At 56.0% G+C, this 19,401-nt stretch carries 18 protein-coding genes; 9 read left to right on the top strand and 9 right to left on the bottom strand.

Annotation, left to right across the window (positions count from 1 at the left end; all coding sequences use genetic code 11):
• Positions 1 to 45: 45 nt before the first annotated feature.
• Together METAL_RS00425 and METAL_RS00420 are read right to left on the bottom strand one after the other, a co-directional pair.
• Positions 46 to 1,464 carry an acetyl-CoA carboxylase biotin carboxylase subunit gene (locus METAL_RS00425; RefSeq protein WP_005368526.1) on the bottom strand — a complete coding sequence of 473 codons (1,419 nt, stop codon included), beginning with the start codon at positions 1,462 to 1,464 and terminating at the stop codon, positions 46 to 48.
• Between the two features lie 467 nt (positions 1,465 to 1,931).
• Entirely contained in the window at positions 1,932 to 2,390 is a 459-nt protein-coding gene (locus METAL_RS00420; protein ID WP_005368523.1) for a hypothetical protein, read from the bottom strand.
• A gap of 554 nt (positions 2,391 to 2,944) precedes the next feature.
• On the opposite strand from METAL_RS00420, the gene nhaR reads away from it, so the two are divergent.
• Both nhaR and METAL_RS00410 read left to right on the top strand, forming a co-directional pair.
• A complete protein-coding gene (gene nhaR / locus METAL_RS00415) occupies positions 2,945 to 3,835 on the top strand; it encodes a transcriptional activator NhaR (RefSeq protein ID WP_005368520.1) in 891 nt (296 codons plus the stop codon).
• 111 nt (positions 3,836 to 3,946) lie between these two features.
• On the top strand, positions 3,947 to 5,572 hold the full coding sequence (locus METAL_RS00410; protein WP_005368518.1) for a SulP family inorganic anion transporter: 1,626 nt from the start codon (positions 3,947 to 3,949) through the stop codon (positions 5,570 to 5,572).
• Here the strand turns inward: METAL_RS00410 and METAL_RS00405 are convergent.
• The 3 genes from METAL_RS00405 to METAL_RS20250 form a co-directional block, all read right to left on the bottom strand.
• Entirely contained in the window at positions 5,550 to 6,038 is a 489-nt protein-coding gene (locus METAL_RS00405) for an NUDIX hydrolase (protein ID WP_245549433.1), read from the bottom strand. The genes METAL_RS00410 and METAL_RS00405 overlap by 23 nt on opposite strands.
• Before the next feature lie 109 nt (positions 6,039 to 6,147).
• Positions 6,148 to 7,116: a transposase gene (locus METAL_RS00400; RefSeq protein WP_245549398.1), complete on the bottom strand. Its 969-nt coding sequence runs from the start codon at positions 7,114 to 7,116 to the stop codon at positions 6,148 to 6,150.
• A gap of 58 nt (positions 7,117 to 7,174) precedes the next feature.
• On the bottom strand, positions 7,175 to 7,414 hold the full coding sequence (locus METAL_RS20250; RefSeq protein ID WP_157203401.1) for a hypothetical protein: 240 nt from the start codon (positions 7,412 to 7,414) through the stop codon (positions 7,175 to 7,177).
• Positions 7,415 to 7,426: 12 nt separating this feature from the next.
• On the opposite strand from METAL_RS20250, the gene METAL_RS00395 reads away from it, so the two are divergent.
• The 7 genes from METAL_RS00395 (at position 7,427) to METAL_RS00365 (ending at position 16,865) form a co-directional block, all read left to right on the top strand.
• Positions 7,427 to 7,993 (top strand): c-type cytochrome, encoded by a 567-nt coding sequence (locus tag METAL_RS00395; RefSeq protein ID WP_005368508.1) that lies wholly within the window; start codon positions 7,427 to 7,429, stop codon positions 7,991 to 7,993.
• 102 nt (positions 7,994 to 8,095) lie between these two features.
• Entirely contained in the window at positions 8,096 to 8,518 is a 423-nt protein-coding gene (locus METAL_RS00390) for a hypothetical protein (protein ID WP_005368506.1), read from the top strand.
• A 92-nt stretch (positions 8,519 to 8,610) separates the two neighbouring features.
• Entirely contained in the window at positions 8,611 to 9,495 is an 885-nt protein-coding gene (locus METAL_RS00385; RefSeq protein ID WP_005368504.1) for a fructosamine kinase family protein, read from the top strand.
• A gap of 120 nt (positions 9,496 to 9,615) precedes the next feature.
• Positions 9,616 to 10,128 (top strand): hypothetical protein, encoded by a 513-nt coding sequence (locus METAL_RS00380; RefSeq protein WP_005368503.1) that lies wholly within the window; start codon positions 9,616 to 9,618, stop codon positions 10,126 to 10,128.
• 468 nt (positions 10,129 to 10,596) lie between these two features.
• Positions 10,597 to 11,823 (top strand): GIY-YIG nuclease family protein, encoded by a 1,227-nt coding sequence (locus tag METAL_RS00375; RefSeq protein WP_005368500.1) that lies wholly within the window; start codon positions 10,597 to 10,599, stop codon positions 11,821 to 11,823.
• A gap of 130 nt (positions 11,824 to 11,953) precedes the next feature.
• Positions 11,954 to 14,503 carry an EAL domain-containing protein gene (locus tag METAL_RS00370; RefSeq protein WP_005368494.1) on the top strand — a complete coding sequence of 850 codons (2,550 nt, stop codon included), beginning with the start codon at positions 11,954 to 11,956 and terminating at the stop codon, positions 14,501 to 14,503.
• Between the two features lie 436 nt (positions 14,504 to 14,939).
• The gene (locus METAL_RS00365) at positions 14,940 to 16,865 is read left to right on the top strand and encodes a glycoside hydrolase family 17 protein (protein ID WP_005368493.1); all 1,926 of its coding nucleotides are present in this window, start codon (positions 14,940 to 14,942) and stop codon (positions 16,863 to 16,865) included.
• Positions 16,866 to 16,915: 50 nt separating this feature from the next.
• Here the strand turns inward: METAL_RS00365 and METAL_RS00360 are convergent, their stop codons facing one another.
• The 4 genes from METAL_RS00360 to METAL_RS00345 form a co-directional block, all read right to left on the bottom strand.
• Entirely contained in the window at positions 16,916 to 17,530 is a 615-nt protein-coding gene (locus METAL_RS00360) for a Uma2 family endonuclease (protein WP_005368491.1), read from the bottom strand.
• A gap of 131 nt (positions 17,531 to 17,661) precedes the next feature.
• Positions 17,662 to 18,789, bottom strand: coding sequence for a succinyl-diaminopimelate desuccinylase (gene dapE / locus METAL_RS00355; protein ID WP_005368489.1), 1,128 nt, complete (start codon positions 18,787 to 18,789; stop codon positions 17,662 to 17,664).
• Positions 18,786 to 19,145, bottom strand: a complete 360-nt coding sequence (locus METAL_RS00350) for an ArsC family reductase (RefSeq protein ID WP_005368488.1) — start codon at positions 19,143 to 19,145, stop codon at positions 18,786 to 18,788. The genes dapE and METAL_RS00350 overlap by 4 nt, the downstream gene beginning before the upstream one ends.
• On the bottom strand, positions 19,145 to 19,390 hold the full coding sequence (locus METAL_RS00345) for a hypothetical protein (RefSeq protein WP_005368487.1): 246 nt from the start codon (positions 19,388 to 19,390) through the stop codon (positions 19,145 to 19,147). The genes METAL_RS00350 and METAL_RS00345 overlap by 1 nt, the downstream gene beginning before the upstream one ends.
• Positions 19,391 to 19,401: the final 11 nt, after the last annotated feature.

Here is a 19,401-nt window from a genome sequence, read left to right as displayed (position 1 = left end):
TGCACCCAATCCCCCGTCTCATTTTTCTTTTTGTGGACATTAAAATCAAAGGCCGGTATGCGCGGCCATCGCGGCCGCGATCACGCTGGCCAGTACTTCGGGCCGGGGTTTGTGCGAATAATGGATCAGCTCCGGGTGCTTTTCGACGAATCCGGTATCGAACTGCCCCGAGCGGAACTCGGGGTGGCGCAGAATTTCGAGATAATAAGGAATCGTGGTCTTGATCCCGAACAGGCCCATGTCGCGCAGCGCCCGTTCGCCGCGTTTGATCGCATCCTCCCAGCTCAGCGCGCTGACGATTACCTTGGCGAGCATCGAATCGTAGAACGGCGGTATTTCATAGCCGGTATAAATCGCGGTATCGGTCCGGACGCCGGGCCCGCCCGGCGCGTAATAGCGCGAGATGCGCCCGAAGCTGGGCAGGAAATTGTTTTGCGGATCTTCGGCGTTGACCCGAAACTGGATCGCGTAGCCGCGCCGGCGAATTTCTTCCTGCCGGAAGCGCAAAGGCAGGCCGGCCGCGACCCGGATCTGCTCCTCGACGATATCGACGCCGGTGATCGTTTCGGTGATCGTATGCTCGACCTGCACGCGCGTGTTCATTTCCATGAAATAGAAACGGTCCTGGTCGTCGAGCAGGAATTCGACCGTGCCGGCGTTCGTGTAACCGACCGCTTTGGCGGCGAGCACCGCAAGTCCGCCGATATATTGGCGCTGCGCTTCGCCGAGCTGCGGCGACGGCGCGATCTCGATCAGTTTCTGATTGCGGCGCTGGATCGAACAATCGCGTTCGTACAGATGAATCGTGTTGCCGTGCTGGTCCGCAAGCACCTGCACTTCGATATGGCGCGGGTTCACGATGCATTTTTCGAGAAATACTTCGGCCCGGCCGAACGCCTTGCCGGCCTCGGAAATCACCCGGTCGTAATTGCGCCGAAGTTCTTCGGCCGAATCGCAGCGGCGGATGCCGCGCCCGCCGCCGCCCGAAGTCGCTTTCAGCATCACCGGGTAGCCGATGGCTTCGGCCACTTCGAGCGCTTCGTCTACCGTATCGAGGTTCCCGGCGGAACCGGGCGTGACCGGCAGGCCCGCCGCAATCATCGCTTTGCGGGCTTCGGTCTTGTCGCCCATTCGCTCGATCACCTCGGCCGCAGGGCCGATGAAGATCAGTCCGCGGTCGGCGCAGGCCTTGGCGAATTGCGCGTTTTCGGAAAGAAAGCCGTAACCCGGGTGGATCGCGTCGCAGCCGGTGGCGGCGGCCAGATTGACCAGCCCGTAGACGTTCAGGTAACCCGCGACCGGCTCGCTGCCGATGCAGTAGGATTCGTCGGCTTTCTTGACATGCAGCGCAAACCGGTCGGCCTCGGAATAGATCGCCACCGAGCGGATACCCATCTCGGCACAGGCGCGAATGATGCGCACCGCGATTTCGCCGCGGTTCGCGATAAGGATTTTTCGTAACATAACAGGGTGTGGGAGAACGGAGAAACCGTTGTTATTGAGCCGACAAACGACGCCATTGGCGACAGGCTGCCAATATATCAGATTCTTGACCGGTTTGGCGTCATAGGGAGCGTTTCTTCAGGGCAATCGCGCTATGTCCTTTTTTCCGAAGATCCACGCAGCGCGCCAACGGTCCAAATGCCGGACGGGATATGATCCCGTCCGTAACGTTTGGGGATGTTTCCAAAGGCAGTCATGCAAGGTTGTCTCGAATGTTTCAAACCGGCTTAATGGCTTCGATAAAAGGCAGAAGCTCCAATAGCGTGATTGCCTGCGCGTTTCTTGGAGATCACCGATATTGCGCCGGCCCGCTGAAGCTTCGGCTCCGCTTAGTCCGAACCCTTCGATAAGCGCGGGGAGCCTGCCGAAGGACTTGATCAGGACCGTGATCAATAACAACTTAAATCGGGAATTCGCTGACGAAAGATTCAGCTGGTGGCCCAGAAATACAAGCCGAACATGCCGGCCATGCACCCGGCCAGCACTTTTATCCGTTTGCGGCCGGGCAGCTCGGCCCAGAACTGTTTGCCGTCCTTGATCGTTTTCAGCCAGGAAGCACGAAGATACGCAGTGGTGCGGTGATAAAGCCTGGGCGCCGTTCGCCATATTTTATAGGCTAAACCCGCAACGATCACGACTTGCGCATAAAACAGGATCAGCTGGCTATGGTACTTGCTGAGGTGGAGGCTATGTCCGATCAGCTCTTCGAGCATGAAACACAGCGATTCGTAGAAGATATGCAGAAATTCCAGCGTGTAGTGGGCGCCGGCCAAATAGAGGTCGGGCACCAGGATAAGGCTGCCGATCAACCCGGAGCTTACGTAAGTTTTGCGCTGGAATGGAGTCAAGTATTGAATTTTCAGAAGAAGATCAATCAGTTTGCTCATCGGATAGTCCTTTGAATTTCTGAAAAAGAGAAGTTTTTTAAGTGCAGCTAAAAATCGTCGATTTAATGGGGTTGCCAATATACGGCTTCCGGACTGGCGCATTTCCGAGAGAGCGCCGCTCCGTGCCGGCATAAGCGATGTCATGGATCGGGTAAGGCTGCGTTAGCCGGTGTCGGAAAGCCTTCGAAGCGGCGTGGTTAGTGTCGTTAATCAATGGGAGCATAACTTAACCTGACCCGAGAAATTTGGAAAGCAGAATATCTTTAATGAAATGATCGAAAAATTCGATGCATTATCAAAATTGCGCTCTTATCAAGTCAGTGTATACTGCATAATAATCGACAAAACCGAATAGTTTCGAACCGATATAATTATTGCTTTTCAAGCGTCTGGTCATTTTGTATTTGTATTCGTTTGCGCTGCGGCATTGCCATAAAATGGGACGGCAGTCTCGCCAGGGGTCGGCACTGTGTCCGATAAGTCTGCTTTTGTTGGGAAAAAGATAAAAAGTCTCTGCCTGGAGTTTTTATTTTCTGGAAAGTAAAGGCTAAGTCATGATCAATTACAAACATTTGCATTATTTCTGGATGGTCGCGAAGGAAAAAAGCATCGTCAAGGCCAGCGCGCAATTGCATTTGACCCCGCAAACGATCAGCGGCCAGCTAAGTTGCCTGGAGGAAGCGATGGGCGTGACATTGTTCGACCGGATCGGCCGCCATCTGGAACTGACCGATGCCGGACGGCTGGCCTTTTCCTATGCGGATGAAATATTTTCGCTGGGCAGCGAACTGCAAAACGCGGTCCGCCACCGACCTAAGAAATCCTCCCTGGCATTCAAGATCGGCATCGACAACGTGGTGCCCAAATCGATTGCATACCGTTTATTGGAGCCGGCGCTGCATATTCCGGATGCAATTCATTTCAATTGCCGCGAAAACGATCTGGATGCCTTGCTGAGCGATTTGCTGCTGCATAAACTCGATCTGGTCATTTCGGACAGCCCGATTTCATCGGATCTGGATTTTCGCGGCTATTGCGATCCCTTGGGCGAATCCGGCCTGAGCATTTTCGCCTCAAGGGCTTTGAGGGAGCGCTTGCGGGGCGAATTTCCTTATTGCCTGGACAATATGCCGCTGTTATTGCCGGCTTCGAACACGGGCATCCGGACGCATTTGCAGCGCTGGTTCGACAAATGGCGCATCCATCCGGCCATTGTCGGCGAATTCGAAGATAGCGCATTGATGAAGGAGTTCGCCCAGGCGGGGGTGGGCATGATTGCCGCGCCGACCTCAATCAGGGCCGAGGTCGAAAGAAAACATGAATTGATGGCAATCGGCGAGGTCGAAGAAGCAATCGTTCGGTATTATGGAATTTCGTTACAGCGTAAAATTTCGCATCCGGGTGTTACGGCAATCAAGGAAAAGGCAAAGGCTTGGTTGTTCTAAATGAAGAATATAATTAACAAGGTATATAAATTTTTCTTTATAGTATCGATTCGAAACTAGTATACTAAACGTCAAGGTCTTACTGCCTCGTCTTTGATAAGGAGTCAATCCATGATACACAAACACCTTCAATACTATACGAGCCATTTGAAGGGGGACATACCTTCCGGTATCGTTGTCTTCCTGGTGGCGTTGCCGCTCTGTCTGGGTATAGCGCTCGCTTCGGGCGCGCCGCTGTTTTCAGGCTTGCTGGCGGGCCTGGTCGGCGGTCTCGTGATCGCCTGGCTCAGCGGTTCGCAGCTCAGCGTTTCGGGGCCTGCCGCCGGTTTGACCGTGATCGTCCTGAATGCAATCGAGCAACTCGGCAGCTTTCAAGGCTTTCTGACGGCGCTTGTCATAGCAGGTTTTCTCCAGATGGTCCTGGGTTTTTTGCGGGCGGGCATCATTGCCTCCTTCTTTCCTGCCTCAGTGATAGAAGGAATGCTGGCGGCAATCGGTCTGATCCTGATCATGAAGCAGTTGCCGCATGCGGCAGGTTACGACTCGAGTTTCGAGGGCGATGAAAGCTATATGGCCGATACAGCCTTGTCCAGCCTGCATGCGATGGTCGATTCATTGAGAGCGATCTCGCCCGGCGCGCTCGTAATCAGTTCGGTCGCCCTGCTGATCATGATCATCTGGGAATTATCCTGGTTCAAGAAGCGCAAGCTTTTCAATTTGATCCCCGGGCCGTTGGTGGCGGTGGTCTGGGGCGTGGGATATAACCTGGCGGCGATGAAATTCGCTCCGGAGTGGGCGGTCAACAACCTCAAACACATGGTGACTTTGCCCGTTTTGGATCATCCGACCGCGTTTTTCGATCAGTTTGTATTTCCCGATTGGAGTTTTCTCGCCAATTCCCAGATTTATACCGTCGCGGTGACAATGACCATTATTGCAAGTCTGGAAACCCTGTTGAGCCTCGAGGCGGTCGATAAACTCGATCCGTTAAAACGCATCGCGCCGACCAATCGCGAACTGAGGGCGCAAGGCATCGGCAATATGATCAGCGGCTTTATCGGCGGCCTGCCCATCACCGCCGTGATCGTGCGCAGTTCCGCAAACATCAATGCGGGCGGCAGGACCCGTATCGCCTGCTTCGTGCATGGTTTGTGCTTATTGATCAGTTTGTTGTTCTTTTCGCAATATTTGAATTACATCCCTTTGGCCTGTCTGGCGGCGATTTTGCTGCAAACCGGTTATAAACTGGCAAAACCGAAGGTATTCATGCACTTTTACAAGAAAGGATGGGGCCAGTTTCTGCCTTTCGTGATTACGGTCTGCGCGATTCTGGCAACCGACTTGTTGGAAGGCATGGCGATCGGCATGGCGGTCGGGTTGATTTTCGTGATCATTGCGAATTACCATGCCGCGATCACCCTGACGCAAGACGGATCGCATTATGTGCTTTCTCTCAATAAGGATGTTTCGTTCTTGAACAAGGCGTTGCTGCGCAAATTTATTTTACGTATCGAGGCAGACAGCACAGTCGTGATCGACGCAAGCAAGGCGGGGTTCATCGATCCTGATATCGTCGAAACGATCGAGGGTTTCTTGACCACCGCGCCGGATGACAATATCAAAGTTCAACTGATTGATCTACATGGCAAGGAAAAGATCAAAAAGCACAAAGCCCATGTCGTGCTAAACGGCCGCAGCAAAAAGCCTCAGGCCGTTACCGATCCATTGGCAGGATGAAATCGGTGGCCGAATCTTCCGGGGCAAGCAGTCCCTCATTTCGACGGACTGCGGTCCTCCGGATGATTTCGGATAGTCCGGCGGCCAGGGGGTAGTTTTCGAGATTTTCGAGGTTGATCCAGCGCGCTTCCGTGACATCGCTGGCGGCGCAGGGAGTATTCGCGCATTCATCGCGCAGTTCGACCAGAAAATCGACGATCACATAATGGAAGTTTTCGACGCGCCGTTCGACCACCGCAATCAGCGACAGTACATTCACGTCGAGTCCCGTTTCTTCCCGGATTTCCCGCCGGCAGCATTCGGTCAGTCCCTCGCCGGCTTCGAGTTTGCCGCCGGGAACCGACCATAATCCCTGCGAAGGCGGTTTGTTGCGTTTGATCAGCAGCACTTGGTTCTGCCGGTTGAAGAGGAGGCCACCCACACCGATCATCGGTTCAGGAAAGGAGGAATTTTCTTTATTACGCACGATTTTGCACCCACTGAGTTTTTCGTGTTACCAGGCACGGCTCATCACCTATCACTTTACCCCGTTCCATAAAAGGCGGGCAAAGGGATGCCGTTTTGCAGGCAGCGCTTCAGTCGGCGCAGACCGCGGATGAACCAGGAGACCAGGCTGCGGCGGAGTTTCCTGAAGCTCCAATGGTCGGGGTCACTTTGTTCCCCGGTTTTTTTTCGAGCGGCGTCGGACGCGCCAGGGCGTCGTCCTGGCCGACGCGGACGCACCAGTACATCGCCAGCGCCATGATCAGGACCAGTCGCTCCAGGCGGTCCGCGTGCCAAAGCTGTGAGCTCCCCAGGTCGAAGCCCCGGCCCTTGAAGTCGGAGAACATCGGCTCGATGGCCCAGCGCGCGGCATAGTCCAGCACCGACGCCCGCGACGGAGGGCAGTCCATCGCGATGATCCAAGGGTCTGGATGCCCGGCTTCGTGGAGGATGCCCAGGTTCGTCATGAGCCCCTGTGTGAACAGCCTCACCCCCGACAGATAACGTTCCGCCACGCCTTGTGCCAACTGACCGGTGATGGTCTCGTCGCCATGTCCGGTGTCCGCCAGCACGTTGCCTTTCAGCCGCAGCCGGTAACCCCAACCGTGGGTCTGGACCCAGCCGAACAGAGCGGCTGAGGGGTAGAACCGGTCCGCCGAGAGCAGCACCTGCGCCCCCGCAGGCAGCCAGGCCCGCACCTGCTCCAGCAGCCTTTGCTGACTCTCGAAGCCGATGTTGGCCGGCCCCGCCTCCGCCCGCCAAACTAAGGGCAGCGCCCGGTCGCCGACCCTCAGGGCCACCACCAGCAACGCCATCCGGTCGCCCAAGTCAGTCTGGTCCATAGCCAGCAGCACGGTCTGGCCGTTCCGCGCGGCCTTAGCCAGCGCCTCCCGTGTGAACGGCTCCATCACCCTCGGGGCGAGCAGCAAGGGATTCTTCAGCAAGCGCCTCAGCCATTGTTCGCGCATGTCCTGCCGCTCGGTCTCCAAAGGCAGCAGATTGGCCAGTTCCACGGTGTTCGGCGTCTGGCCTTCGATCATCGCACCCACGGCCAGCGCCAATTTCCCTACCACCGTCTTGCGCAGCCTCGGAAGTGCCCCCGCAAGCCCGTGCTCCACTTCATTCGCCAGTTTTCTTACAGTTCCCAAGCTTACCTTGAATCAAAAGTTGCAGAGGGGGATAGTTTATCTGAAACTGATAGGTGATGAGCCAGGCACGGATACCCGCTTGTAAGCCAATGATCAACATGGTATGTTGCCGAAGCATACACAGCGTTCCAGAAACCTGCGAGAACGAATTTGAAAGATTCTTTCCGCTTGGAAATTTACCATCAAAGTTAATTCCAATAATAACTGTCATGAGAGGTAGAGTATGTTTTCATTAAAGCATTCCGTGTCTGCGTGTCTGGTACTGGCTACTTCCTATTCCGTTCCGGCGCTGGCGGCCGATGCGGCGGCCGGCGCTGAAAAAGCGGCGATATGCGCCGGCTGCCACGGCCCGAACGGCAAAAGCAGCAATCCGCAATGGCCGAATCTGGCAGCCCAGCAACCCGATTATCTGGCCGTACAATTGAAAGCTTTCAAATCCGGCACCCGCAAAAATCCGATGATGCAAAGCCTGACCGCGAATCTGAGCGACCAGGATATCGAAAATCTGGCGGCTCATTTTGCCGCTCAACCGGCCGCAAAAGCGGGCGGCGATACCGCGCTGGCCAAAACGGGCGAGGAAAAGGCCGGCATCTGCCTCCATTGCCACGGCGCGCAAGGGCAAGGCAGTGCGCAAATTCCCCGGTTGGCGGGACAGCATCCGGGCTATCTGGAAGCTCAATTGAAACATTTCAAAGAAGGCAGCCGTCAGGGCGGCCCCATGCAGGGCATGGCGAGCAGGCTTTCGGATGACGACATCAAGGCACTGTCGGCTTATTTCGGTTCGTTGTGATTTGAATTTTCATAGATCGAATTTCAAATTGGATAGCGCTCTCGATTGCCAAGCCTTCGCTTCGGCCGGGTTCCGGAAACAGCATTTTAGACTGGAGGCTTTATGAAAATTGTTCGGTGCTTTACCACGTCCGGGATTGTTTTGTTGCTCGCCGTTTCCGGCGGCGCTAATGCGCAACAGGATAAGGATATCGGCCAGGAGAGGAGAGGAGGTTGGGAATCGAGCGAAATCACCCGCAATAGACAGTCGAGGGACGAAGATAATGTCCGCGGCAGGGCACGGGCCGAGGAACGGCGGGGATTTCGCGATACGCCGCGGGAACCGGGTTCCGCATCCGGCGAAATCAACAACGACAAGCAAACGCGGACCGATCAGGAGGCGCAGGAAGCGGGCAGAACCACCGAACGGCATGAACCGAAGGGCCACCACGAGGCTGCCGCGAAAACCCAGGCTAAACCTCGAATCCAGTCCAAAGCCAAGGCCAAGGCCAAGACAAAGAAAGCACGCAAAACCCCTCGGAAATAAACCTTGGAGAGCTGCGGTAGAGATTCCGAGGTTTTCCGCCGCGGCTCTTTTTATGAGTTCTCTTCATTCTTTTCCGCAGGGTAAAAACGCTAATGAACTGGCAGGCGATTTCCGATCGAATCCGTCTCGAAACCGGCCGCGACTTTCATTTTGCCGCCGCACAGCCCCTGGGCGGCGGCGACATCAACTCGGCCTACCGTTTGCAAGGCCGGGACCGGTCGTATTTCGTCAAGCTGAACCGGCGCGAGCTGGCGGACATGTTTGCGGCCGAATTCGCCGGCCTTCGGGAGATCGCGGCCGTCGGCGCAATCCGCGCGCCGGCTCCGGTCATTCATGGCGAAACCGGGACGCAGGCATACCTTGTGCTCGAATATCTGGAGTTCGGCGCCTCGACCCGGGAGTCCCAGCGCCTTCTCGGACAGCAGCTCGCCGACTTGCACCGGCCGCGGCAGCCTTATTTCGGCTGGCATCGGGACAACACGATCGGCAGCACGCCGCAAGTCAATACCCGCAGCGACGACTGGATTGCATTCTGGCGCGATCAGCGCCTTGGTTACCAGTTGCGGCTGGCCGCCAGCAACGGCTACGCCGGCCGTCTGCAAGCCCAGGGCAAACGGCTGTGCGGCGTCTTGGCCGGGCTCTTCGACGGCTATCGGCCGCAGCCCTCGCTGCTGCACGGCGATCTTTGGGCCGGCAACAGCGCAACGGACAGCCAGGGCCGTCCGGTCGTTTTCGACCCGGCCTGTTATTACGGCGACCGCGAAGCCGATATCGCGATGACCGAACTGTTCGGCGGCTACGGCAAGGATTTCTATCAGGCTTACAATGAAAGCTGGCCGCTCGATGCCGGCTATCCGGTCCGCAAGACGCTCTATAATCTCTACCATGTTCTGAACCATCTGAATCTGTTCGGCGATGGCTATCGGCGCCAGGCCGAGAGCATGACGGTGCAATTGCTCTCCGAACTCGGCGCTTAGCCGGATTTTTCCCAAGGCGGCAGCCCTTCTGCCCACCGCTACCCATGAACTTCCGCTCTCGTTATAATGGATAGTTTTGTTGACCCTTAATAACCATTGTTTTCGTGCGGCATTTAGATCATGAGTCTATTAACCAAATATCTGGCGCTTTGCTGGTTTCACAATAACCCGCTTGATTTGACCCCTTCCAAGTCGTTCATGTGGAAGACAGTGATTTTTTATCTCATCTCGGGCATGATCGTCGAAGGCCTGATCGCGGATCCGGCGGACGGTTCGCTGGAGGTGATGCTGAGGACCATCATGGCGTTTTCGTCCATTACCGTTCTATTGCTGCTGCTCAAAAAACGGCAATACTTCTACCAGCTATTCACCGCGATTTTCGTCTGCGAAAACTTCATCATGACGCTGGCGACCGTGACCGAAGGGCTGTATTTCTGGATGGTGATGAACCACCGGGAAAATGCGGAAGAAATTTCGATCTTGATCGGTGTTTTTCTGGTGCTTTGGTATCTGGCGATCGTCGCCTACATCTTGCGCCGGGTTTTCACCTACCATCGCGCCGCCAGCCTGATTCTGGCGTTCAGCTATTTCGTCCTGACCTATGGGCTGCCGATGATGTTCATGGACATCTGAACCATCGGCGACTTTGATCCGACTTCATTGATCCGTGTCCGGCCAATGCCCTAAAGGCTCGGCTTGTCCAGGAACGTTTTTCAATTTCAAGGAATTGCACGATTCCAACTTACCGGGCACGGCGATCAGGCACTTCCAGCCACCGGAACCGGCCGCTGGCGGAAGGGCGGCCATAAATTATCAGGCAGCCCTCATCCTGGGCAAGTTGTTCAACGTGTCCAGTAATTCAGCGTCGGCAGCAGTTTCAGACATGCTTGCATTTGGAACGGACTACGCATACGCTGTATAGCAGGCCGTACCGCCGACGATGCGCTGCTGCCGCCGCGCGTTTGGGAACACATCGACCTCCGGCGCTTACCTTTGGCGTAGCGGCGCCAAGACCGGCGCAGGCAAGTTCGGGCTGGCAAGCCCTTAAAACCGGCTTTCGCGCGCTTTGTTTTCCATATTCCTGAGACGACCCGAGATACTTTGACCTCCAAAACCAACTGCAAGCTCGATGCGGCTACCCTTGGCAAAATCGTTTTCGCCAGATTCCTGTCACTACCCCTCAAGACTTATGACCGCTGTGTAGAGAAAACCGAAGCTTCGCCTTGCTTTCAGATACTTCATCCCTATGTGAAGGCATCGGTGCTCGACCGAGCCGTTCTGTACGAAGATTCGCCCGAGTACCCGTCCGTGTCGGCTGGCGGGCTTGGCGAAATATGCCTGCTGGCGGGTCGTCCGGAATTCGTTTATTACCGCCCCAGTTTCGTCCGCGAGTACCATCTCGACGAGTCTGCCATCGGGCAACTACGACAGGCACACGCTCTCTCACGGAAGTTGGCTGCGACGATTCATCGGCTTCACCTCATCAATCACCGTAACCGGATGACACATGCTCTGATCCGGACCCTGCTCGATGTTCAGGCCGACTACCTCATGTCGGGCGATCCCATGACATTGGCGACTCTGCCGCAAATCCACATGGTGCGAATTCTCCTGGAGCGCGCCGATCTACTCAAGGTTGCCGACGCCAGTCGTCTGTCCCGCCTTGTTCGCGGCCTCTCCTTCAGAATGGCGGACGGAAAACTGCAGCCATTGAGCACACTCTTTCCCAGCGAGCGATTACTCAATTGCCATCGCGTCGATGCTCTGATCAAAAGGGAAAAATCCTTGCTGATGGAAGGACGGATCGAGCATCCCTTGTCGGATGCCGCTATCGCGGCTCTTCTGGCGCAACAATGGGGTGTTTCCCTGTCGAGACGTTCCGTGACAGCCGTTCGACATTATCTCGCTATCCCGGACCGGCGCCGTCGGGCCGGAAAGGAAGATTATCTGGCGGCAACCGAGGGATTTTCCCCCTTGCTGATGATGACGCAGCAATCGGTGAGCGGATCGATTCCGTCGCATCCGGGCGTTTATGAGATACGTTCCTCGGTATTGCGCGAGGAAACCGATCCGCAGGATGCCGCCCTTGCGGCCGAGCGGACACGGATCGTATATATCGGTTCGACGCGAAATTTGCGCAAGCGTTTGGCCGATCATTTACGGTGCAATAACGGTAATGTACTATTGTCCGATCTTCTGGCGGGGGGAGGTGCAAGAGTAAGGTATCGTGCCGTCAGCACAAACTGGCGTCTTCTGGAACGGCAGTTGTATCATGCTTTCTGCGAGACGTTTGGCGCACCTCCGCCATGCAATCGGATGAGTCCATGAAAAATAACAATCATTGTGAAATGGAAGAAATATTGCGCAAGCAAGCAAGCTCGGCGATAGGTTTATTTCATCCGAATGGGTGGCGATGAAGACCGGAGGAAGAAAGCCAATCAGCGAGGCTGTCGAATCCATGATCGTCGCGCTCGGCCTGAGCGAGGCGGCGGTGACGACACGCAAAGCGTTCCTCGGCTTCTCCGAAGCGGATGTCCATCATCTAAAAAAGCTCCATGAAGCGTTCGAGGATAGAGGGCCCACATTCGCCAAGCGCTTCTGCGAGCATATGCTAAGTTTCCCGGAAACGCGCCGCTTCATTACAGACTCGTCGATATTGGATCGACTGCAACAGGCTCAGGCCGAATACTTCGGCACTCTCACGGCCGGACATTACGGCTCCGACTATATTCGCAACCGCTTGCGCGCCGGCATTGCCCATCAGCGCATCGGTTTGGAAACGCAATGGTATCTCGGCGCCTATGCCAAATATCTCGTCGATCTCATGCCTGAAATATGGCAAAAACTGGGAGCGGATCACGAGGCTTTCATTGCCGCCTTACAGTCGCTGCTCAAAGTCGTGCTGCTGGATATGGGGCTTGCCGTCGATACCTATATCCATACCGACAGGCGAATGATCCTGGCGCTCCAAGAGTACGCGGAACGGGTGTTCTCCGCCATTCCGGACGGACTGTGCGTTTTGGCCTCCGATTTCACCGTACTTTCCGCAAATCGCGCATTTCTCGACCGCTTCGATTTGTCCAAAGCCAATCTGCGCGGACGCTCTCTGCTTGCCGTTATCGCGGCCGATGGACTTGGCGCCAAGCTCTCTGAAGTGTGCGATTCCGGCATGGCCCAGCACGACCTATTATTCGAAATGGGACGGGTCGGAGAGTCCACGCGCCATCCTGTGCGCGTTACCCTTTCGGGTATGCGCCTTGAGGAAGAAGCACGGTTATTGGTCGTTGTGGAAGACATCACCGAGCAGGTCCGCTTGCAACAAGCCCTTAAAGAGAGCGAGGCCACCTTGCTGCACGCCCAGGAGATAACCCATATCGGAAGCTGGAAGTTGGATTTCAAGACCGGGGTGCTGACCTGGACGCCCGAAGTTGGGCGCCTTTTCGATCTTCCCTTCGATCCTCCCCAAGATACGCCGATCAGTTACGACACCTTCCTCGCCAACGTTCATCCGGACGACAGGGAGATGCTCCGTACTGCCTGGCAAGCAGCCATCAAGGGCGTGCCCTATCGCATTCAGCACCGCATCGTGGCGCGTGGTGAAACGCGCTGGATGGAAGAGCGCGTTGCGCTGGTGTTCGACGATGATTGCCAGCCGGTTCGGGCGGTGGGTACCGTTCAAGACATTACCGAACACAAAGCCGCCGAGATACGGATTGAAAACCTGGCCTTTTACGATATGCTGACCGGCTTGCCCAATCGCGCCCTGTTCATGGATCGCTTCAAACATGAACTGGCGGCGGCAGAGCGTCGCGCTCAAAGGCTTTCCCTGCTGTTTCTCGATCTCAACCGTTTCAAGGAAATTAACGATACCTTGGGACACGATACGGGCGATCGCGTGCTTTCGGAGGTCGCCCATCGCCTGAGGTTGGCGTTGCGCGAGGAGGAGACCCTGGCAAGACTTTCCGGCGACGAGTTCGTGATCATCGCATCCGATTCCAGCGAAGCCGCTTCCCACATTGCAGAGCGCATCGGACGCGCATTTTCCGCGCCCTTTCTGATCAATGGACAGAGCTTCGCGATTTCCGCCAGCATTGGTATTGCGATCTTTCCGGAAGACGGACGGTCCACCGAAGAATTGCTCAAACATGCCGATATTGCAATGTACCGCGCCAAGGGCGGCGGTGGCGGCTATTGCTTCTACAGCGCCGAAATGGGCGAAGCCCTCGTCCGGAAACGTGCCGTGGCGAAACGCCTGGAAGCGGCGCTGTCGAACGGCGGCCTACAGCTCTTCTATCAATCCCAGATACATTTGTCGAACGGCAGACTTGCGGGTGCCGAAGCATTGGCCAGATGGCAAGACGCGCAGTTAGGCGTCATTTCTCCGACAGATTTCATTCCTATCGCTGAAGAGCGCGGTCTGATAGGCACTTTGGGCGAATGGGTGCTCCACGAAGCATGCCACCAAGTGCGGCTTTGGCAGGAACGGCATTACCCAATGCCCGGCAAAGTGGCCGTTAATATCGCGACTCGGCAATTCGAGGATGACGATTTCGTGGATCGGATGCTGCGCATTGCCCGCGAACATCGCATTGCCGCCAACCGCATCGAACTGGAACTCACGGAAAACGGCATGATGCGTGACCCTGAGCGCGCCGTTGACATCGCTCGTGCGCTGGCCTCCGCCGGATTCGCACTTTCGATCGACGATTTCGGTACCGGCTATTCTTCACTTTCCTATCTCCAGCGTTTTCCGGTAAACAAATTGAAGATCGATATTTCCTTCATACGCCACATGCTGACTGACCGCAATGACTACGCAACCGTCAGCACCATCATCGCGATGGGGAAAAGCATGGAGTTGGAAACGCTTGCCGAAGGAGTCGAGCAGGCCGAGCAGGTTGACGCGCTTCTCTCGCTGGGATGTATGCTTGCACAGGGCTATCACTTTGGGCATCCGCTTGCCGCTAACGATTTTGAACGGACTTGGCTTTCCCATGCTTCCTCGTAGCCCTATCGTATTCAACCCTGGGTCGGGTGACGGCGGAGTATCGAGGCTTTAATCATAACAAGATGAAAGGAACTAAAATCTATTTATTATTACTACTATGGAAAATTATGTGTTTAAGAGTCGTTAATATTTAAATATCAAGGACTTGTTTTATGGCGTAAGCTGTCGTTAAAATCCCTGCCAATTTGTTCACAACTTGTGGATAAATCGATACGCGATTTTTTACACAGCCTTATCCACAACTAACTTCGCTTGAATCCACACGATTATTCACCGAAAGTCTTTTTTCCGCCGGCCTTTGGGTTCGTGCCATAGAGAATGTCGATCAGCCGGGAACGGTTGTCGGTCCTCTTCTACAATCCTCATTGGCAATCCCGGCCCCGGGCGCTATGATAGCGGACAAATTTTCACCAGCGCTTTCCTCCACTTACTATCTATGAAAATTGCCCGGACTCTTTTGTTGGTTGCGTTGGCAGTCATCGTCAATGCCTTGATTACCTGGCTGAACAATCTGCCGCAGGATGCCGGCGTGGACGTACCGGACGGCAAGGTCAACAGCGTATCGTTCGCGCCGTTTCGCGAGGATCATAGTCCGTTGACGCTGGTTTTTCCGAATTCGCAGGAAATTGACGAGGATCTGCGGTTGTTGGCCGGCCAAACCCATACGATCCGTACCTACGCGAGTTCGAAAGGATTGACCGGGGTGCCGGCGATCGCGCGCAAATACGGCCTGAAGATGATTCAGGGCGCCTGGATCGGCGGGCCGACCGTCGCGAAGGAAAACGAGGAAGAGATTACCGCTTTGATCAAGGCCGCGAACGACTACCCGGACGTAATCACGCGCGTGATCGTCGGCAACGAGGTGCTGCTGCGCGGAGAACTCGAGCCCGAGCAGCTGTTGAGCTACATCCGCCGGGTCAAGCAGGCGGTCAGGCAGCCGGTGTCCTATGCGGACGTCTGGTCTTTTTATATGCGTTATCCCGAAATTGCGAAGGAAGTCGATTTCTTCACCGTGCACATCCTGCCGTATTGGGAAGACGAGCCGTTGCCGGTCGACAAAACCGCCGAGCATATCGTGAAGAATTACCAGCGCATCCGCGAGGCGTATTCCGGCAAACCGATCCTGATCGGCGAATCGGGCTGGCCGAGCGCGGGGCGCCAACGCGGCTGGGCGGTGCCGAGCGTGGTGAACGAGGCGAAATTCATCCGTTCGCTGGTGCAGGTCGCGAACAAGCACGGCTTCGACATCAACATCGTCGAAGCCTTCAACCAGCCCTGGAAAAGCAAGCTGGAAGGGGTGGTCGGCGCGAACTGGGGATTGTATTCGGTCGACCGCAAGCTGGTGTTTCCGTTGACCGGCAAGGTCGTCGAAAATCCGGAGTGGCCGAAACGGGTCCTGTTTGCGGGTTTGCTGACCTTGGTCGCGGTCGGATTTTACGCGAAGCGTCTGGCGGCGCTTTCGGCGTTGCCGCTTTTGGCTTTCGTCGGCTTCGCGCATCTGCTCAGCGCGCTGCAGGTCAATCAGACCGCCGACCTCTGGTACACTAGCTATAACAATATGGAACGCTTTCATGCCCTGTCGATTGCCGCCTTGGGCATCGCGCTGGGTGCGCTGTTGCTGCAGCGGGGGGCGGAGCTTCTGCGCTGCGCGGAGCGTTGCGCCTGCGTGCCGGTGTGGAGCCGGTATTTGTTTTTGACCTTTGTCGCGCTGGCCTTCTATAAAGCCCAGGCGCTCGGCTTGAACGGGCGCTATTTGAACATTCCCTATCCTTTGATCTATATTCCAGTAATCGGTGTGCTGGGGCTGCTCGCGCTCGGCGCCATCGGCGGGGAGCGCAACTGGCGGCTGGTTTTGGCCGAAATGCTCGGCGGTACGGAAAATTCGCGTTTCCGCGCATGCCGTCTGAGCGCCTGGGCGGCGCTGGCCGGCGCGGCGCTGCTCGTTTTCGAAGTGCATCTGACGATGACCGGCACCAATTTCCCGACCGCTTACCCCATTTTCGCGGACCGGCTTTACGCCGCTTTCATCACTTTACTGACTTACAGCCAGATGCAGGGCTGGGTGCTGTTGATCGCGGCAGTCATTTTCCTCCTGCCGCCGAGGTTTCTGGCCGGCGCATTGATTCTGGCGGTGCCGGCGCTGATCGTCGGCGAAACCTATGCCTTTATGATCGGCCACGATTTCATCGAAGCCCATCCCGATTTCGGCGACCGCCTGCAGACCGCGCTGCTTTATACGGTGACCAACTGCCAGATGTTGCGGTGGTTGGGCAGCCTTGGCGTGATGGCGCTGCCGCTCTGGGCGGCCGGACGCAGACAGAATGTGAGTGCGCCGGTTGCGGTCTCGGTGCCGTTACCGTAAAGGGCGGATTAGACTGTTCGGGTTGAGCCCATTCAACCCGAACGCCGGATTTATTCGTCATCGAAGCCTTCAAACACTTCGCTCAAATCGATCGAGAGATCGGGAAATAGATGCGATTTTGCCATGCCGCTGTTAGGGTACATGGCGTTTAATCGATAACGTCCGTTATTGTCCGATACGAATTGATAGATCGCCTGTTCGTAAGGATAGACCAGCCAATATTCGCCCACGCCGCTTTCCGCATAGAGTTCATATTTGATCTGCATTTCTTTTTTGGAATTGCCTTTCGAAAGAATCTCGATGATCCATTCGGGAGCGCCGTTGCAGCCTTGAACATCCAGCTTGGCGGTATCGCAGATGACGCATAAATCGGGTTGTACCACGGTATGGATGTCTTTACTGGCTAAGACGGATTTTTTGCGGTCATATAAACGCACGTCGAAAGGCGCAGCAAAGACCTGGCATTTTTTCCCCTTGAAAAAATTGTATAACAAGGCTGCCAAACGGATGGAGACGCGCTGGTGCCCGACATTCGGCGCGGGAGACATCAGCATGATCTTGCCTTTGATCAACTCGATCGTTTCGTCCAGCTGCCAGGTCAGATAATCGGCATAGCTGTAAGTCTGATTCAAGTCCAATTGGGACAGGCGGGTGATTTTGGGCATGGCGGCCAGGCTCCGATCGACTGAAACGGTTTTTCAGGATGATAACACGGCGGCCTAGCCGATAAAATGAATTCGCGCCGGCGGAACGGGACGACGGTCAGAGGGCTTTTCGTCTCTGACCGCAAGGATTGCTAGGTCAGCAGGTTAACCAATACTTGTTCGTAGATCGAGGACAAAATTTCCAAATCCTCAAGCCCGACATGCTCGTTGACCTTGTGAATGCTCGCGTTCAAAGGCCCGAGCTCGATCACCTCGGCGCCGGTCGGCGCGATGAAGCGGCCGTCCGAAGTGCCGCCGCCGGTGTCGTCGTGCGTGTCATCGCCGGTCACCGATTTGATCGCCGCGTGCGCCGCCTCGATCAGCCGGCCTTTCGCGGTCAAAAACGGATTGCCGGACAGCCGCCATTCAATGGCGTAGTTCAGGCCGTGCTTATCGAAGATCGCTTGCGTACGCTGCTTGATCGTCCGTTCGTCCAGCTCGGTGGAGAAGCGCAGGTTGAACAGCACTTCGACCGATCCGGGAATGATGTTTTCCGCGCCGGTGCCCGCATGGATGTTGGAAATCTGAAGCGTGGTGGGCGGGAAAAACGCGTTGCCTTTGTCCCAGACCTCCTCGGTCAATGCTTTCAGCGCCGGCACGAACGTATGGATCGGGTTTTCGGCCAACTCCGGATAAGCCACATGGCCCTGGATGCCTTTGACGGTCAGTTTCGCGCACAGCGAGCCGCGCCTCCCTACCCGGATCACGTCGCCGATCTTCTGGTCGCTGGACGGCTCGCCGACCAGGCACCAGTCGATCTTTTCATTTCTCGCTTCGAGCACCTCGACGACCTTGACGACGCCGTGCGTCGCAATCCCTTCTTCGTCGCTGGTCATCATGACGGCGATCGAGCCTCGATGGTCGGGATGCGCGGCGAGAAAGCGCTCGAGCGCGGTCGTGAACGCGGCGATGCTGCCTTTCATGTCCGCCGCGCCGCGGCCGTACAATTTGCCGTCGCGGACCGTCGGCTCGAATGGCGGCGATTGCCAGGCTTCCAGCGGTCCGGCCGGGACCACATCGGTATGGCCCAAAAAGACGAACAGCGGTTTCGTATCGCCTTTTCTCAGCCAGATATTCTGCGTGTTGGCAAAATTCAGCCGTTCGTCGCGAAAGCCCAAAGGCGCGAGCCGCGCGGCCAGCACGTCCTGGCAGCCTTCGTCCTTTGGCGTGACCGAGGCGCGGCCGATCAGTTCTTTCAATAACTCCAGCGTCGCGCTCATCCTTTTATTTCCGCCAGATTCAACGAATCATACTGGTCGGCCTTGAAACCGAGCTGCAGGGCGCTGCCGGTGTCCAGGATCGGGCGCTTGATCAGCGTTGGGATTTCGAGCATCAGCCGGGCCGCTTTCTCGCGGGTCGGATCGGCCTGCTGTTCGGGGCTCAGCTGTCTCCAACTGGTGCTGCTCTTGTTCAGAAGCTTTTCCCAGCCGAGGCCGTCGATGAAATGCTGCAAGAGTTCCGGCGTCAGGCCGTCGGCGCGAAAATCGTGAAAACGGTGTTCAACCCCGTTCTGTTCCAACCATTGCCGCGCCTTCTTGCAGGTGTCGCAGTTCTTGATTCCGTACAACGTGACCATTACAGCTGGCTGTTCAACAGTTCGTCGAGATCCGGCAGCGATTTGTCGGCCTTGCAGCGGCTTTTGTAGACGTCGACGAATTCCATGAACGCCTGTTCCAGATCGTCCAGGATGTCCTGCTCGTTGTCGATGTCTTCTTCCGGCACGTCGTCCGACTCCAGATATTCCTTCTGCAGGATGATTTCGCTGTTCAGCGACAGCAGGGCGTAGATGATTGCGTTATTGGTCAGTTGATTTTCGCTCATGGGAATGGGGT

Source organism: Methylomicrobium album BG8 (assembly GCF_000214275.2).
In the GTDB taxonomy this organism is placed as follows: domain Bacteria; phylum Pseudomonadota; class Gammaproteobacteria; order Methylococcales; family Methylomonadaceae; genus Methylomicrobium; species Methylomicrobium agile.
Note: the sequence above shows the minus strand (reverse complement) of the source record. Positions and strands in the feature narration are given on the sequence as shown.